A 16,441-nucleotide genomic window follows, 5' to 3' on the forward strand; every position below is an offset into this window, starting at 1 on the left:
CTTACCTCTTAAAGCTTAATTGTTGCAGGCCACGGTTCAGAGTGCTGAAGATGTCCTTGTTTGTTTCCAAAAGAATCTGTTTAATTTTAAGGCGACCGCACAGGGTTTTCAACATTTCTTGGTGTGTCTCCCAGGCTTTCTTAAGGCCTTTGGTATCGCCTGTCTGAATATTGATGCGGGCGCCACTTCCATCTTCAAACTCAAGTGTCCCCATGGATGGCATGTCATAGTCGGCCGGATCCGCAATAGGAAGAAAGACCACTTCGCACTTATTATTCAGGCTTTTTAGATATTTTGCATGCTCTTTCTTGATGTCATAAAAGTCAGAGAGAATAAAAATAAGCGTCCCAGAGGTGGCCGTTTTGACCATGTATCTTAAGGCATCTTCTATGGTGGAGGTTTTGCGGCTTTTCTTTTGAGGGTTGCAGAGCACCTTGAATAAGCGCCAAAGGGGTTGACGGGATCGTTTGGGGGCAATGTAGGTAAGTTCTTTTGCTCCAAAAAGAACGGCGCCGATACGGTCCTGTTGAAATAGGCCACTCCACCCTATAAGGGATGCCGCTTTGGCTGCTTGCACAGACTTAAAGGTTCCTCGGGTGCCAAAGGCCATGGCATCGCTCATATCCACGCACAGGAGGATACTCCGTTCGCGTTCTTCTCTAAAAACTTTCAGATGGGGCTTTCCAGTTCGGGCCGTGACGCGCCAGTCAATATTTCGGATGTCGTCGCCGTGGGTATATTCTCTTACTTCTTCGAATTCTAGACCCTGTCCTCGAAAAGGCGAAATATAGCTTCCTGCCATGGGCGAAACAACGTTTCGGTGGGAGTGCAGCTTTAAGTTCTTTGCTTTGTGGCGTAGATCAAGCAATTCTTGGTAGTTGGGATACAGCATGGCAGGTTATGGAACGGCGACCACCTCGAGGAGATGCTGGATGACTTGGCTTTTGGTCACCTCTTCCGACTCTGCCTCAAAGGTAAGGATCAAGCGATGGCGCAGAACATTGGGGGCTACGGTCTGAATATGATAGGGCGAGACATACTCATCGCCCCGCAGCCAGGCCAAGGCCTTGGCACAGCGAGAAATGGCAATGGATGCTCTGGGCGAGCCGCCACATAATATCCATCGTGTAAGATCATCGCTGTAAGGTTTAGGGGTACGGGTGGCGGCCACCAACGAGATGATATAATTTTTCAGCTTGTGATCCATGTACAGCTCCGCAATCTCTTGCCGGGCGGCAAAGATATCGCTTTGATGGGTGAGGCTTTTTTTGGCTTTTTCTGGTTTTCGTTGGCGATTTTCATCCAGGGATAAAATCTCTAATTCTTCTTTATCGGTGGGATACTTTACTTCCAAGTGCATCAGAAAGCGATCAAGCTGGGCCTCGGGCAGTTTATAGGTTCCTTCTTGCTCGATGGGGTTTTGGGTGGCTAGGACCATAAAGAGCTTGGGCAAGGCGTAGGTATGAGCGCCCACAGTAACTTGCTTTTCTTCCATGGCTTCCAAGAGGGCTGACTGGACCTTTGCGGGGGCTCGGTTAATTTCATCGGCCAAGAGAATATTATGGAACAGCGGGCCCTTTCGAAAAGTAAAGTCGCTCTTTTCATGGACGTAAATATCGGTTCCAATAAGGTCTGAAGGCAATAAATCTGGCGTAAACTGGACGCGATGGAATTCGCCTTCGATGCTATTGGCAAGAGCTTTGGCTGCAGTGGTTTTTGCAAGGCCTGGCATGCCCTCGATCAGCAAGTGACCATCGCACAAAAGGCAAACGAGCATCCCTTCGATGAGATCTTTTTGGCCAATTAGGTGCTTTTCAATGGATTTTTGTACATTGGCCAGCTGTTTTTGTTCCGTCATGTTATCCATTCTCTCCCATAAAAAAACCCAAAGTCCAATATAGCTCTAACATACTAGCAAATTGGTTTGGGATTTGGAAGATATTGTTTGCGGGATGATTTGGAAGATGTTGTTTGGAGGATGTAAAGGTTCAGTACACATGATGGGGTGTTTCTACTCTCCGTTCTCTGATTCCTGCACTATGGATCCCGCGATGCCAACTCACTCTACGTCTCACCGGCTTAAGACGCCGATTCGTCAAGAGTTCCTAGGCTCCGGGAAGACGGGAGTGGAGCTGCCTCAATAGTCTCCTTCCTAGGTTCTGGCATGACACCGTTGTGCGAACTGCCTTTATTCTACTTCTGGCTCATCTTGTCTTTCTTCTTCTTGTCTTTCTTCTTCTAGATCTTGTAGGTAAAGTGCCCTGGATTTTTGAGCATCCTTAATGACTCTGCTAAGTGAATCTGGCATGTCGAGCTGTGTTTCTGGAGCAGAATAAGTAGGCTGAGTAGGTGGAACAACCTTTGTAAAAATAACCAAATCTTCGCTCCTGGGATCAGATGTAGGATTCCATGGGGTGTGCGGATCAGGAATGGCATCAAAGCTCATTCCATCTATTGAGGAATCTGGAAACCTCATAGGCAAGCTCAGTGGTTCTACGGGGGAGCCCACAGTGGAGAAGCGAGAGACTTTCCTCAGGAGGGGGGGCACTTCCTTGAGGCCTTCGTCTTTGAAGGCTTCTGCTGTCGTGGAAAAAAAAGAGCTCAGAACAAAGCTCATAAAAATTATATTCCGAAATATTTTCATGTAGACCTTCCTTTCCTAACTTAATACTTAATGCTATAATAAATATTCCCTTAATCCTTGATACTATACTAAAATGGTTAACAAAAGGTTAATAGTGGTAAAAATATATTTTTTTTCTCAAATGATTCTAGGACGAAAAAATCCAAATGTTTCAACATCATTAAATACGGCTTGAGGGGCTGGATGGTAGTTGGGTTGGAAAGACAGAACTGGACTCCACTCCGTCTTCGCGTTGCACCGACGTGACAAGCTGCAACATTGCTTTCGACTTTGTTGCGTCTTGATGGGGTGTTTCTGCCCTCTGTTCTCTAATTTCTGCTCTCTTTTCTCAAATTTCCTAACTATGGATCCCGCGCTTTTCTTAAGCATGGATCCCGCGCTCATAAGGAATTCTAATGCGCGCCTTCGGCTTACCAAGAATTCCTAATGGCCGGGAAGACGATTACAACACTAGGAAAGACAGTTTTCAATAGTTCCAGAGCACTTGTCAGAGCTGCTAGAATCAGCTCTACTTCCGTCTTCCCGGAGCCTAGGAACTCTAGGCGAACCGGCGTCTTAAGCCGGTGAGCCTTAGAGTGAGTTGGCATCGCGGGATCCACCTCTTAGGAGATGTCAGATACGAGATTGTAAGCCGCAATCATGACGGATGCCAGTGTAGAGATTCCGGGGACCAGCTCAGCCCCTAAGCCGCGATCAGGACTTACTCAACCCAAGCCGCGAGCAGGTCTTGCAGCACCTAAGCCGCTAGCAAGTCTTTCTCAAGCCAATGGATGTCGTAATTGCCCATTTGGACGGCTGTGGACTGCATCAGTTTACGATGGAGGGGAATGGTGGTTTCTATGCCTGTAATGACATATTCGGCCAGGGTGCGATCCAGGCGCTTGAGGCACTCTTCTCGGGTTTTTCCATAGACAATAAGCTTTGCCACCAAGCTGTCATAATAGGGTGGAATCTCGTAGCCCGTATAGAGTTGGCTATCTACGCGGACATTGAGTCCTCCAGGCGCGTGATAGTTTATGACTTTTCCAGGAGAGGGAATAAAAGTTTCAGGATGCTCGGCATTAATCCGGCACTCAATGGCGTGTCCGTTGAACTTTATATCCTCTTGGGTGAAGGGGAGCTTTTCCCCCATGGCCACGCGGATTTGCTCTTTCACTAGATCAACGCCCGTGATCATCTCGGTGATAGGATGCTCTACCTGTAGTCGCGTATTCATTTCGATAAAATAAAATTTGCCATCTTCATAAAGGAATTCCAAAGTACCAACACCACGGTATCCCAGGTGTTTTATGGCATTGGTTACAAGTTCTCCCAATTCTTCCCGCTGTTGGGAGGAAATTACTGGAGATGGCGCTTCTTCTAGTACTTTTTGGTGGCGCCGTTGCAGAGAGCAATCCCGTTCGCCTAGGTGGACTACATTGCCATGACTATCGGCGATAATCTGCACCTCAATATGGCGCGGTTTTTGGAGATATTTTTCCAAAAAGACTTCGTCATTTCCAAAGTTTGCTTTGGCTTCGTTTTTGGCCAGACTAATGGCTTCAGAGAGCTCTTTTTCACTATTGGCAACTTTCATGCCTTTTCCGCCACCGCCTCCGGTGGCTTTGATGAGAACGGGATAACCAACTTTGTCTGCAAAACGTTTTGCGTCGCCAACGGACTCTACGGCACCGTCAGAACCCGGGACGACAGGAATTCCCAGGCGAATCATGGCTTCTTTTGCGGTGATTTTGTCCCCCATCATGGCAATATGCTCAGCCGTTGGGCCGATAAAGACGAATCCGTGCTCTTCTACCATGGAGACAAAATTTTCGCTTTCTGCCAAAAACCCCACGCCGGGATGGATGGCATGGCTGCCAGTTATTTCGGCAGCCGCAAGTATGGAGGGAATATTTAGATAGCTATCCTTTGCGGCGGGTGGCCCTATGCAAACACACTCATCAGCAAGGCGGACATGCATGGCCTTGCTGTCGGCGGTGGAATGAACAGCCACAGACTGGATGCCGAGATCCTTACAGGCTCGGTGGATACGGAGAGCAATCTCTCCTCGGTTGGCGATTAGAATCTTATCCATATTGAATTCATCCTACTCGATGATGACTAGTGGTTCTCCAAACTCGACAGGAGCCGCATCTTGAACAAATATTTTAAGTATCTTACCAGACTTTGGAGCCTTAATGGGATTCATGACTTTCATGGCTTCTAAAATAAGGAGCGTATCCCCTTCTGTAATGGAACTTCCTTCTTTTATAAAAGGAGCAGCATCTGGTTGGGGGGACAAATAAGCCGTTCCGACCATGGGAGCCTTTATGGTTCCAGGATGAGATGCTGGGTCTGAGCTGGTTTCAGCTTTTGCTGTGGGGGCATCCTGTTGCATAACTTGGGTTGGCACGTTGACGGGAGTTGGTGTGACCCCTTGCTGAGTAATGTTGCGGGCAACACGTATTCTTCCCTCTTCCAGTTCGTACTCAATTTCGGATAAATCCGTTTCCTTTAAAATAGCCGCCAATTCACGCACGGCAGCCTTATCAATTTTAAAGAGTTTGGACATTATAAAAATCCTATCTTATGAAACTTTCATCCTCGATCTATACCATTTTTACAAGATCTGCAAGAAAGAGATTTAATTTTTGACCAAAGGCTTAAGTTTAAAACGAAATTTAGTTGTATCTTGCGAATTATTTATCTCGATTTAATTATTCAAGTTGTGATAAAGATCGTACAGATTGACAGTATTTACAAGAGAATTTGCAAGTAGCAACATGAATCCTTCAAAAAAGATTCTTCAAATCAGCGGCCAAAGCACCCTTGAGAAGGCTGCTCATATTTTGGAAAATGGCGGATTGGTGGCTTTCCCCACTGAAACTGTCTACGGCTTGGGGGCCGATGCCACCAATGACATAGCGGTGGCCAAAATTTACGATGTCAAAAAGAGAGACACCTTTAATCCTCTGATTATTCATTGCAGGGATTTGGCTCATGCTAAGACAATTGCAGACTTTTCTCATGAGGCTGAAGAACTTGCTAATCAATTTTGGCCGGGTCCTCTTAGCCTCGTTTTGCCAAAAAAACACTCTTCTTCCCTTTCAGAATTGGCCACAGTGGGTCTTGATACGCTTGCAGTCCGTGTTCCGGAGCATCCAGTAGCCCTTTCTCTTTTGTGCTCCGTTCCATTTCCCATCGCCGCCCCTAGTGCCAATATGTCTGGAAGCATTAGTCCCACCACAGCTCAGCATGTTGTTGATTCACTTGGGGATTTAATCTCTGTGGTTTTAGAGGGCGGCCCTTGTAAAAAGGGCATCGAATCAACCATCATTGACATGAGCGAAGCACAACCTACTTTATTGCGCTCGGGAAGTATACCGTCTGAGGCTATTGAAGAAGTGTTTGGGCTGCTTTTGTTGACAGCCTCAAAATCTTCTGCAAATCCTAAGAGTCCAGGGCTTTTATCGCGACATTATGCGCCTGGGCTTCCTATGCGACTAGAGGTGGCTGTTGCCACTGACTCCGAGGCCTTTTTGGGTTTTGGGCCAGATTCAGCCGTAAGTGCTGATTTGAATTTGAGCCCTAGTGGAGACTTGGCAGAAGCAGCTGCGAATCTCTTTGCCATGCTAAGACAGTTAGATAATCCCAGGAACTTTAAGGGGATAGCCGTTGCTCCCATACCAGAACGTGGTGTAGGAAAGGCAATTAATGATCGGTTGCGACGTGGATCTGTGAGGTATTCTAAAAATGCATCTCAGGAGTGATGCATTTTTAGAATACCTTTGATGTGATTTCTTTTTTGGATGCTTGTGTAAAAAAAGCCAAAGGCGTTAACCTTTGGCTTAAGTACTTGGGGAGGTATAATAATAAATTCAAAGGATTCAAAAGAAATAATTTAAAAATTCGTATATTTATAACTATATTTTTTAGTGCAACCGAGATCTATATGCACGTGCTAATACGTCCATGGAGGTATGTCTTTTTGTAATACCGGATGGTAAGTTGTTTAATTATAAAGATAAAAAGGTGTTTTTAAGAAAAAATTTATTTTTTTATTTAGATGTAAGTATTTGAATATATATGTAAGTAATTTGCATTAATTAGGGTTAGGTAACTGTCTGTATTTAGAAAGTTGTATGGTTTTTTGGCAGAAGGAGTCCAGAATATCCGTCTTCCTGAAGCCTAGGAAGAGGGTCTTAGAACCCTCTCCGCTGTCGTCATCCCGGAGCGCTTAGAAAGGCCGGTCTAGTATCCTTCCCATTCCCGTCTTCCCGGAGCGCTTAGAAAGGCCGGTCTAACAACATTTGCAATCTCGTCTTCCCGGAGCCTAGGAACTCTAGACGAACCGGCGTCTTAAGCCGGTGAGGCCTAGAGTGAGTTGGCATCGCGGGATCCATGGAGCAGAGGAAAGAGATCAAATTTCAGAGAACAGAAAAGTGTCTTGTAGCAACGATTAAATCTGACCTCCGAGCTCTGTTCCCTGATTTATGAAAGATGGATCCCGCGCTCATCCGTCTACGCTTCCGCCTTCGCTGCGCTATAGCGGACAGGCCGCTACGACGTGATTTTGAACCTTCTCTGATATGAGTTTTTATGGATCCCGCGCTCATAAGGAATTCTAGGGCGCGCCCACGGCTTGCCAATAATTCCTAATGGCCGGGAAGACAGTTTTGGCCTAATGGCCGGGAAGACAGTTTTGGCCTCATTGTCGGGAAGACAGCTTTGGCCTCATTGTCGGGAAGACGGTTTTGGGCGTATGGCAGTGTGAGGATGCTAATGTCGAAGCTGAGGCCGTTACACATAAGGAGTTACTGCTATAGCCGGTGTGTGAGGCAAGAGAGAATTTTTGACGAACTAATCACACGGAAGAGCCGGTGTGTGACGTAACGAGAGAATTTTTGACGAACTAAGATCCTTACACACATGCTAAGCCGCTGCAATGGGTTCAGTGTAAATGCTATTGATTCAGTTATTTCTTTTTAACGCCGATGTTCTCAAAGCGTTTATTGAATTTGCCGACTTGTCCGCCAGAATCTACGAGGCGATGGACACCCGTCCAGGCTGGATGAGACTTTGGGTCGATTTCAAGACGCAAGGTATCGCCCTCTTTGCCCCATGTGGACATCATCGTGCATTCAGAACCATCAGTCATAACGACCTTGATTTCGTGATAGTCGGGGTGGATACCTTTTTTCATAACGTCAACTTCTCATCATATTCAGCAATAACTCCCAACTTATCTAACGAATTTCCATCTAATTGGCAAGAAGTTTATTCTCAAGCATTCGACAGCAGGTCTGTTAAGCATTCGACAGCTGGTATGTTTCAGTGAAGTTCCTCAGTCCATAGACATCCATATTGTCTTTAAATCTGTATATTTTTCGAAGGCATAAAGGGATTTGTCACGCCCAAATCCTGACTGCTTAAATCCACCAAAGGGAACCGTTATATTTCCTTCATCAAAGCAATTTATCCAGATGGAGCCTGCTTGTATGCGTGTGGCCATTCGTAGGGCCTTTGAAGCATCACGTGTCCAGACAGCTGCGGCTAATCCATATACCGTGTCATTAGCCAATTTTACGGCTTCCTCTTCTCCATTGAAGGTCATATAGGCGAGGACAGGACCGAAAATCTCTTCCTGTGCAATTGTCATCTTGGATGTAACCCCCTCAAAGATCGTTGGTTCCACATAATAACCACCTGATTCAGTCATCACTTGCTTGCCACCAACTATCTTTTTGGCTCCTTCCTTGTCACCACAATGGATGTAGCTCATGACACGATCCATTTGTTCTTTTGTGACGAGCGGTCCCATATTTGTGTCAGGATCCATGGGGTCCCCTACTCTCCAATCCTTAGTGTGCTCAAGCACCTTGTCCAGAAAGGGTTTGGCGATGGATTCTTCAACCAACAACCTGGAGCCTGCATTACAGACTTCTCCTTGATTTTCAAAGATACCGCGGGCAGCGGCCTCGGCAGCATTATCAAGATCCTCACAGTCTGCCATAATAATATGAGGTGTTTTTCCCCCACATTCTAGGGAGACATGCTTCATATTGGATTCGCCGGCATAGGTCATCAAAAGTTTTCCTACTTCTCCTGATCCTGTAAAGGCCAGGCAGTCTATATCCATATGCCTTCCTATGGCTTGCCCTGCGGTCTCTCCATAGCCAGGTATTATGTTCAGAACACCGTCGGGAACCCCTGCTTCTTTTGCCAAGGCCCCCAATCGAATGGCGCTGAGGGGTGATTGCTCAGCTGGTTTTAAGATGAGACTATTGCCTGTGGCAAGGCAGGGCGCAATCTTCCACATGGCCATCATAAGAGGATAGTTCCAGGGGATAATAGCCCCAATAACACCCAGCGGGGCCCGTCTTACCATTGCCAGTTTGGTGTCTGGTGTTGGTGCAACTTGGTCATAGACTTTATCAATAGCCTCAGCATTCCACCGAAGGCAATTCACGCTTCCAGGAATGTCTCCACTGTAACTATAGCTAATGGGTTTTCCCATATTTAATGTTTCTAGGAGAGCAAATTCTTCATGGTGCTTTTCAATCAGCTCCGCAAGTTTTAAAAGAATAGTTTTCCGTTCCTGGGGAGCAAGGCCACTCCATCGGCGGTCTTCAAAGGCCCTTCTTGCCGCAGATACAGCCGAATCCACATCCTCTTTATGGCAAGATGCTACCTGGGCAATTTCTTGGCCTGTAGCTGGGTTAATGGCGGGGAAAGTTTTCCCCGATAGGGCGGGAACATATTTCCCTGCGATGAAGGCACGTGTTTCGATTTTAAGTCCCTGCGCTTTCTTGATCCAAAAGTCTTTATTCTTCATTTTTCCCTCTCCTAGATTGACTATATTTTACACGCTGGGGCAAAAGGATCAAGGGAAGCCTTTTAGGAGAATAGATTAAATAAAACGGGGAGAGTTATGGGCTAATATTTTCCTTTCGCAACTTTTACACAAGCTGGATGGTGTTTTCTTCAAATTATGTTTAGAATGACGGGGTAGTCGTGTCAGGTTGGAGTGACTTACAGTGCAAATAAATAAAAAATGATAGAGAGGAAAAGTTTACTGTGAAGAATCAATCTGTAGATAAGAGAAAGCCAGGGACATTTTCAAAATACTCTGGTGAAACTTTCATAATTTTTTTGAATTTCTTTATCTTTTTCTTACTTTTTCACACTTTTTCATATTCAGGAGGCCTTTTAAGTCTGGATCTGCATGCCCATCATTATTCAGATTTTGGGGTTGCTCTAACCGTTACCCTATATTCTGCTGGATATATACTCGCTAACCTTGTTCTTTCAAAACATTTTAATGATTTTACTGGAAAATACGTATTTTTCTGCCTTTATTCATTTCTCGCGGTCACCATGTTTGCTGCTCCTTTTTGTGAAGCGAGTTTTCTTGTATATCCTCTGAGGTTTTTATGGGGGATCTTTTCAGGAATGTTATTCACCCTCCTCCTTATTGCCGTTATACAACATGCTAATCCGAAACGTATCGCAGTTGTCCTGGCGGTTGTAGGAGTTTTGGCAGGCCTTGGCGCCACGTCAGGCGCTTTCTTGGTTAAGGTCACGGGGATTTCTGGTGCTATGCCATATCTATTAGCGGGGATAACCCTAGTGATCGCTTTTCCTTTAAGTTTTTTGTTTAGAATACATAAAACTAAAAAAGAAAAACATCGAACGAAGGACTCTCTCTTTGCGGGTATTTTGTGTCTTCTGACCGTGCCCGTTTTAGTTATATTGTCAATTAGTTTGGGTATAGGCTACAGTACCAGCAAATTTTTAACGATTTATGCTGAACAATTCTACCATATAATTGCGAAGGACGCAGCAGTCCTTCTGGGGGTGTATAGTGCAGGGGCTGTGTTTATTTCTATCCCCATTGGCTGGCTCGGGGACCGGTTTGGCCCTTCAAAAGTGATTGTAGCTGTTAGTTTTGTTTTTTCGGTATTGGGCTTTTCTCTTTATTATTTTAACGTTTTTTCAGATTTATTGTATCCTATCTTCTTTCTCATAGGAGGATCCATAAATGCTTTACATTCTCTGCTCTTAGCCTTTATGACGAACGTAGTTGGCAAGCATGATATTCCGAAAGCTGTATCTGGATTTAACATTCTAGGGAAGCTTGGGGGAATCTTTGGGACTCTTGTTTTAGGGGCGCTTATGACGTCTTATGGTGCCATGAGTTTTCTCTCTATTTTGCTAGCAAGTGGACTCATCATTTTTATTTCCATCCTCTTTCACCTTTTTTGGCACCAGAAAAAATCCACAGCTTAAAATATTTGCTTTAGGGGCTGCTTTTTTCATTATTTTTATTCATAATGAACAAAAGTATGCCTGAGTTGGTAATAAAAAAATGTCTATGGAGGGAAAATGCGACATGGTGAATAAGTTAGCAGGTGAGAAAAGCCGACAGTATGTCCGAAAATTTTCGGATAATCCGCATTTGCTTCTTACAAATCTTACAATCTACTTTTTCCTTACTTTAGCTTTTATTTTTTCTGGAACTCTTTTAAGTCTGGATCTGCTTGCGCATGCTTATAGTGATTTTGATATTGGGATAACTGCTTCTCTTTATTCTGTGGGCTACATACTATCTAATTTCATTATTTCAAAATACTTTGATATGTTTGCCAACAAGTTTATCTTCCCTTCTCTATATTTGTCGCTTGCGGGTGCCATTATTGCTACTCCTTTTTGTGATCAAACTTTCTTCGTATATGTCCTTCGATTCTTGTGGGGAGGGCTTTCTGGGATGCTATTCACACTTCTTGTCATTTCTACCATACAGCATACTGTACAGGCTCGAATGGCAACCGTAATGTCTTTTATTGCTGTTTTAATCGGACTTGGTTCAAGCCTTGGGCCCTTTCTCATCCAATATACCGGCGTAACGGGCATAACCCCTTTTCTTCTTGCGAGTATATTTTTAGTTGTGACATTTCCTGTTGCCTTAGGGTTCAAAATTCAAAAAGCTAAAGAAGAAAAAATTAAAAAGCACAAGAGCATATTTGCCGGTTTGATATATATTATTGCTTTGCCCGTATTCGTTTTATTCTGCATTAGTATAGGTGCTGGGTTTAGCTCAGGCAAATACATCACCATTTTTGCAGAACAATTTTACCACATGACAAGTGGTGATGCTGCATTACTATTGTCCATTTTCAGTTTGGGCGCTTTTTTTATGTCTATTCCAATTGGGATTCTTGCTGACAGGCTGGGGCCCTCAAAAGTAATTTTAGGGGTTAGTTTTGTTTTTATCTTGCTCTGCGCTGTCCTATATCAGTTTCAAATTTTTTCGGATAGTTTTTATGTTATCTTTTTTGTTATGGGTGGCATATTGGGGAGTATATATTCACTTGTAATGGCCTTTCTTTCAAGTGTCGTAGATGCGAGTGATATACCGAAAGCAATTTCTGGGTGCAATATTTTCTCTAAGGTGGGAGCCATAGGAGGAACGTTGATTATAGGTGCCGTTATGACTAAATATGGTGCTCATCAGCTTTTATTAGCCTTTTTGGGAGGTATGCTTATCATTTTTCTTGCAGGTTTTATAAAGGTGAAGCCCTTGGGCAAGAAATCCTCAGCCTAAAACACCTAGGAAACCAAAATATCTGACTTGTGCTCTTTTTCTTGAAGAAATAGCGTGGAGGGCGTATAAATGCCACTCGAGACATGAAAAGGAGTTATACGCATGTACGTTGTTACTGGCGGGGCAGGATTTATAGGGTCTAATATCGTCGCAGCTCTTGAAGAGCGAGGCGATGAGGACATTGCTGTTTGTGATGTTTTTGGAACCGATGAAAAGTGGAAGAATTTGGCGAAGCGGACCCTTGCCTATGTTGTATCTCCAGAAAAACTTATGGGTTTTTTGGATGATCATCGCGAGGACATTACAGCAATCTTTCATATGGGGGCCATTTCATCTACCACCGAGACAGATGTAGATTTGATCATGTCGTCCAATTTTGAGCTGACAACGGCCCTTTGGCAATGGTGTGCAAAACATGACAAGCGTCTCATTTATGCGTCCTCGGCGGCCACATATGGCGATGGAGATCAGGGCTTTGTGGATAATGATAATTTGCCTGCGCTAGAAAAACTTCGCCCTATGAACGCCTATGGCTGGAGTAAGCATCTTGTGGACAAGAGGATCGTGAGCCAAATTAATAAAAAGCGCAAAGCTCCTGCCCAGTGGGTGGGTCTTAAATTCTTTAACGTTTACGGGCCTAACGAGTATCATAAAGGCAGTATGCAGAGTGTGATTGCTCATCTCTATCCTAAAATCAGTGCTGGAGAACCGGCGAAGCTCTTTAAGTCCTATAAAAAGGAATATCCCCATGGTGGTCAGCTTCGAGACTTTGTTTGGGTTGGAGACTGTGTGGATGTGATGATGTGGTTTCTAGACAATCCAAAACAGAGCGGTATATTTAATGTGGGTACAGGAAAGGCTCAGCCCTTTAGCGCCTTGGCAACGGCCATCTTTACCGCGCTCACTAAAAAGCCGGATATCGAGTTTTTTGAGATGCCTGAAACACTCCGAGAGAAATATCAGTATTATACCCAAGCAGATATGAGCCGCTTGAGAAAAGCAGGCTACAAAAAGCCCTTTACCTCACTTCAGGATGGCACCAAGGAATACGTTCTGAAGTATCTTGCAACAGCTGACCCCTATAGATAAGCGATGATCCCTTTTCCCCATATCAACCCCATTGCCCTTGAGTTGGGCCCCTTAAAAATTCATTGGTACGCCCTTTCATACGTCGTTAGCTTTCTATTGGGCTGGAAATATTGTGTTTATTTGTTGAAGCTGAACCCCAAACCTTTTTTTACGAAAAAGGATTTAGATGACTTTCTGACGTGGGCAATCGTTGGAGTGGTCGTGGGTGGACGCCTTGGGTTTGTGCTGTTTTATAAGCCTTTAATCTATCTGCAAGATCCCCTTTCTATCTTTTACACCTGGGAGGGAGGCATGTCCTTCCATGGAGGCCTTGGTGGGATGATTGCGGCGACGATTTTGTTCTGTCGCAAGCGAGATATTCCGTTCCCTTCTTTAACCGATTTATTGTCCTGTGCGGCGCCAATAGGCCTATTCTTTGGGCGTATAGGGAACTTTATTAACGGGGAAGTTTTTGGACGCATGACGGACGTTTCTTGGGCCATGCAATTTCCCGGTGGGGGGCCGTTTCTCCGCCACCCTAGTCAACTCTATGAAGCCTTTCTGGAAGGGATTGTTCTTTTTATTTTGCTCTATGTATTTGCTATTCGGAAAAGTACATTCTCCCGGGTAGGCTATCTTTCCGGCATGTTTCTTGTGGGATACGCCATTGTTCGCATTCTAGCTGAAACATTCCGAGAGCCAGATGCATTCTTAGGGTTTATCTTCGGTCCGTTGACCATGGGGCAGCTATTGAGCCTTCCTATGGCACTAGTAGGGCTGTTTCTTATGTTTAGAGGTCCACGTGTCACCCCTTCTTCCAATTCTTAGGGGGCTTATAGAGGAAAAAGGCCCCCTCCCCTTAGATTCCTTCATGAATTTGTGTTTGAGCCACCCTGAGCACGGTTATTATCGGAAACGTGATCCCCTGGGCCGGCAAGGTGATTTTACAACGGCTCCAGAGATTAGCCAAATGTTCGGCGAGCTCATAGGCATCTGGTGCGTTGAACGCTGGCAAGCCATGGGAAGTCCTGCTTCTTTTAACATTGTGGAATTGGGGCCTGGTCGCGGGACTCTGATGTCTGATGCTTTGCGCGCTGGAAAGGCGTCTCCAGGATTTATAGAGGGTCTAAAGCTTCACTTGGTGGAAATAAATGATTCTTTGCGACGTCAACAAAAGCAGGCTCTGAAAGCCTATGATCCAGTGTGGTATGAATCTATAGAAGATCTTAAATTAAAGGGCCCCACCCTTTGGATCGGAAATGAATTCTTTGATGCCTTGCCTATTCAGCAGTTCATTTCAAAGGATGGCATATGGCATGAACGTTGTGTTGAGTTTGATACCCATAAGGATGAACTTTGCTACGTGGATCTTGTTTCAAAAGAGGTGCCAGTCATGGGAGAGCAACCCGCAGGAACTCTGTTTGAAACGTGTCCACTAGCTCAAAGTATTTTGGCGAAAATATCTGCACATATTAAAATCCACGGGGGCTGTGGACTGTTCATAGACTATGGGTATAGCCGCGGTGAAAAGGGAGATACTTTTCAGGCTCTCAAGGATCACCAGCCCGTTAGCCCCCTCGCCTTCCCAGGGCAATCTGATTTAACGGCCCATGTGGACTTTCAAAAACTAGTGGAAATTGCCTACAGACAAGGCGCGCAACCTCATGGACCTGTCACACAGGAAGCATTTCTAAATGGACTCGGGATAGCCGTACGCGCACAGGCCTTGCAGGAAGGAAAACATGAGTCTCTTCAAGAGGAGGTAAAAAGGGCCCATTTGCGCTTGACCTCTCCCAAGGAAATGGGCAACTTGTTCAAGGTTCTTGCTATTACAGATTCAAATCAAACAGTTCCTTGTGGTTTTCATGTCTGACTTTCCCTACTTTAAAGCTTCTTCCCTAGAGTCCCTGCCCGGCATTCGTCATGGTTTTTTTACCCGAAATGGTGGGGGAAGTTCGGGTATATTCTCAACGCTTAACTGTGGCATTTCTCGTATTGAAGGGCGTCAAAAGGATGATCCTGCGACGGTTCACAAGAATAAAGACCTTGCTCTTGGAGCCTTAGGCTCAACCGTTGATCAGTTGGTGCTGCTTCGCCAAATTCATAGTAAAGATTGTATCATTGTTGAAAAGCCCTGGGACAAGGATCCCTGTGAGGCAGATGCTTTGGTGACCAATATGCCCGGACTATTTATTGGTGTCCTGGCGGCCGACTGTGTGCCTGTTCTTATGGCAGATTCCTTAGCAAAGGTAGTAGGTGCTGCCCATTGTGGTTGGGGGGGCGCCTTAAAGGGTGTTTGTGAAGAAACGCTTCAAAAGATGGAATCCCTTGGGGCCTCTCGAGAAAACATTCGTGCCGTATTGGGCCCTAGTATTTCTCAGGAGTCCTATGAAGTTGGACCAGACTTTCCCCATAAGTTCCTGGAAAAAGATGCTAATAACCAGCGATATTTTCTTCCCTCTTCCCGTGAGGAGCATTTCCTGTTTGATTTGAAAGGCTATGTGGCTCAGCTTTTAGAGCGCGCGGGTCTCTCGAATGTCACAACGCTCGAGAACAATACGTATGCTGAGGAAGAAACTTTCTTCAGCTATCGCCGTGCCACTCACAGAAAAGAAAACGGTTATGGCAACCAAATGTCTGTCATTGGTATAGTAGGATCCATATCCTAGCAACAGCCCCACTCCCGTCTTCCCGGAGCCTAGGAACTCTAGACGAACCGGCGTCTTAAGCCGGTGAGGCATAGAGTGAGTTGGCATCGCGGGATCCATGGAGCAGAGATCAGCCAACGGAGTTCAGAGCTCAGATGCAATCGCTTATAGAATGCAATTTCTGTTCTCCGAGTTCTGTTTCCTGATTTATGAAAGATGGATCCCGCGCTCATCCGTCTTCGCTACGCTACGACGTGACAGGCTGCTATGACGTGATTTTGAACCTTCTCTGATTTATGAAAGATGGATCCCGCGCTCATAAGGAATTCTAGGGCGCGCCTACGGCTTGCCCATAATTCCTAATGGCCGGGAAGACGGTTTTGGACGTGTTCCGCGGGCTGCAAGGACTCCAGTGTCTCCGTCCTCCCGAAGGCAAGGGAGTACGTCCTATCAGCCTTCCCAATGTCGTCTTCCCGGAGCCTAGGAACTCTAGACGAA

At 45.3% G+C, this 16,441-nt stretch carries 15 protein-coding genes; 7 read left to right on the forward strand and 8 right to left on the reverse strand.

The window, feature by feature from the left end; translation table 11 throughout:
• Window position 1: 1 nt before the first annotated feature.
• From HOL16_00820 to accB, 6 genes are all read right to left on the reverse strand, one after another.
• Entirely contained in the window at window positions 2-892 is an 891-nt protein-coding gene (locus HOL16_00820; GenBank protein ID MBT5389240.1) for a DUF58 domain-containing protein, read from the reverse strand.
• 6 nt (window positions 893-898) lie between these two features.
• Complete coding sequence (locus tag HOL16_00825; GenBank protein MBT5389241.1) at window positions 899-1,858, reverse strand: MoxR family ATPase; 960 nt, start codon at window positions 1,856-1,858, stop codon at window positions 899-901.
• Window positions 1,859-2,188: 330 nt separating this feature from the next.
• On the reverse strand, window positions 2,189-2,644 hold the full coding sequence (locus tag HOL16_00830; GenBank protein ID MBT5389242.1) for a hypothetical protein: 456 nt from the start codon (window positions 2,642-2,644) through the stop codon (window positions 2,189-2,191).
• Window positions 2,645-3,054: 410 nt separating this feature from the next.
• Window positions 3,055-3,231: a hypothetical protein gene (locus HOL16_00835; GenBank protein MBT5389243.1), complete on the reverse strand. Its 177-nt coding sequence runs from the start codon at window positions 3,229-3,231 to the stop codon at window positions 3,055-3,057.
• Between the two features lie 149 nt (window positions 3,232-3,380).
• Window positions 3,381-4,718 (reverse strand): acetyl-CoA carboxylase biotin carboxylase subunit, encoded by a 1,338-nt coding sequence (gene accC, locus HOL16_00840; GenBank protein ID MBT5389244.1) that lies wholly within the window; start codon window positions 4,716-4,718, stop codon window positions 3,381-3,383.
• Between the two features lie 12 nt (window positions 4,719-4,730).
• Window positions 4,731-5,195, reverse strand: a complete 465-nt coding sequence (gene accB / locus HOL16_00845) for an acetyl-CoA carboxylase biotin carboxyl carrier protein (GenBank protein MBT5389245.1) — start codon at window positions 5,193-5,195, stop codon at window positions 4,731-4,733.
• A 211-nt stretch (window positions 5,196-5,406) separates the two neighbouring features.
• Between accB and HOL16_00850 the strand changes: the two genes are divergently transcribed.
• Window positions 5,407-6,393 carry a threonylcarbamoyl-AMP synthase gene (locus HOL16_00850; GenBank protein MBT5389246.1) on the forward strand — a complete coding sequence of 329 codons (987 nt, stop codon included), beginning with the start codon at window positions 5,407-5,409 and terminating at the stop codon, window positions 6,391-6,393.
• Window positions 6,394-7,598: 1,205 nt separating this feature from the next.
• Here HOL16_00850 and rpmE read toward each other — a convergent pair.
• Window positions 7,599-7,826 (reverse strand): 50S ribosomal protein L31, encoded by a 228-nt coding sequence (gene rpmE, locus HOL16_00855; GenBank protein ID MBT5389247.1) that lies wholly within the window; start codon window positions 7,824-7,826, stop codon window positions 7,599-7,601.
• 141 nt (window positions 7,827-7,967) lie between these two features.
• Window positions 7,968-9,458 (reverse strand): aldehyde dehydrogenase, encoded by a 1,491-nt coding sequence (locus tag HOL16_00860; protein ID MBT5389248.1) that lies wholly within the window; start codon window positions 9,456-9,458, stop codon window positions 7,968-7,970.
• A gap of 242 nt (window positions 9,459-9,700) precedes the next feature.
• Between HOL16_00860 and HOL16_00865 the strand changes: the two genes are divergently transcribed.
• The 6 genes from HOL16_00865 (at window position 9,701) to pgeF (ending at window position 15,964) form a co-directional block, all read left to right on the forward strand.
• Entirely contained in the window at window positions 9,701-10,912 is a 1,212-nt protein-coding gene (locus tag HOL16_00865) for an MFS transporter (protein ID MBT5389249.1), read from the forward strand.
• Between the two features lie 103 nt (window positions 10,913-11,015).
• Complete coding sequence (locus HOL16_00870) at window positions 11,016-12,227, forward strand: MFS transporter (GenBank protein MBT5389250.1); 1,212 nt, start codon at window positions 11,016-11,018, stop codon at window positions 12,225-12,227.
• 102 nt (window positions 12,228-12,329) lie between these two features.
• On the forward strand, window positions 12,330-13,316 hold the full coding sequence (rfaD, locus tag HOL16_00875) for an ADP-glyceromanno-heptose 6-epimerase (GenBank protein ID MBT5389251.1): 987 nt from the start codon (window positions 12,330-12,332) through the stop codon (window positions 13,314-13,316).
• Window positions 13,317-13,319: 3 nt separating this feature from the next.
• Complete coding sequence (locus HOL16_00880) at window positions 13,320-14,123, forward strand: prolipoprotein diacylglyceryl transferase (protein ID MBT5389252.1); 804 nt, start codon at window positions 13,320-13,322, stop codon at window positions 14,121-14,123.
• Between the two features lie 43 nt (window positions 14,124-14,166).
• The gene (locus tag HOL16_00885; GenBank protein MBT5389253.1) at window positions 14,167-15,168 is read left to right on the forward strand and encodes a class I SAM-dependent methyltransferase; all 1,002 of its coding nucleotides are present in this window, start codon (window positions 14,167-14,169) and stop codon (window positions 15,166-15,168) included.
• Window positions 15,161-15,964 carry a peptidoglycan editing factor PgeF gene (pgeF, locus tag HOL16_00890; GenBank protein ID MBT5389254.1) on the forward strand — a complete coding sequence of 268 codons (804 nt, stop codon included), beginning with the start codon at window positions 15,161-15,163 and terminating at the stop codon, window positions 15,962-15,964. The genes HOL16_00885 and pgeF overlap by 8 nt, the downstream gene beginning before the upstream one ends.
• The last annotated feature ends 477 nt before the right edge of the window (window positions 15,965-16,441 follow it).

Source organism: Alphaproteobacteria bacterium, from assembly GCA_018662925.1.
GTDB lineage: Bacteria > Pseudomonadota > Alphaproteobacteria > 16-39-46 > JABJFC01 > JABJFC01.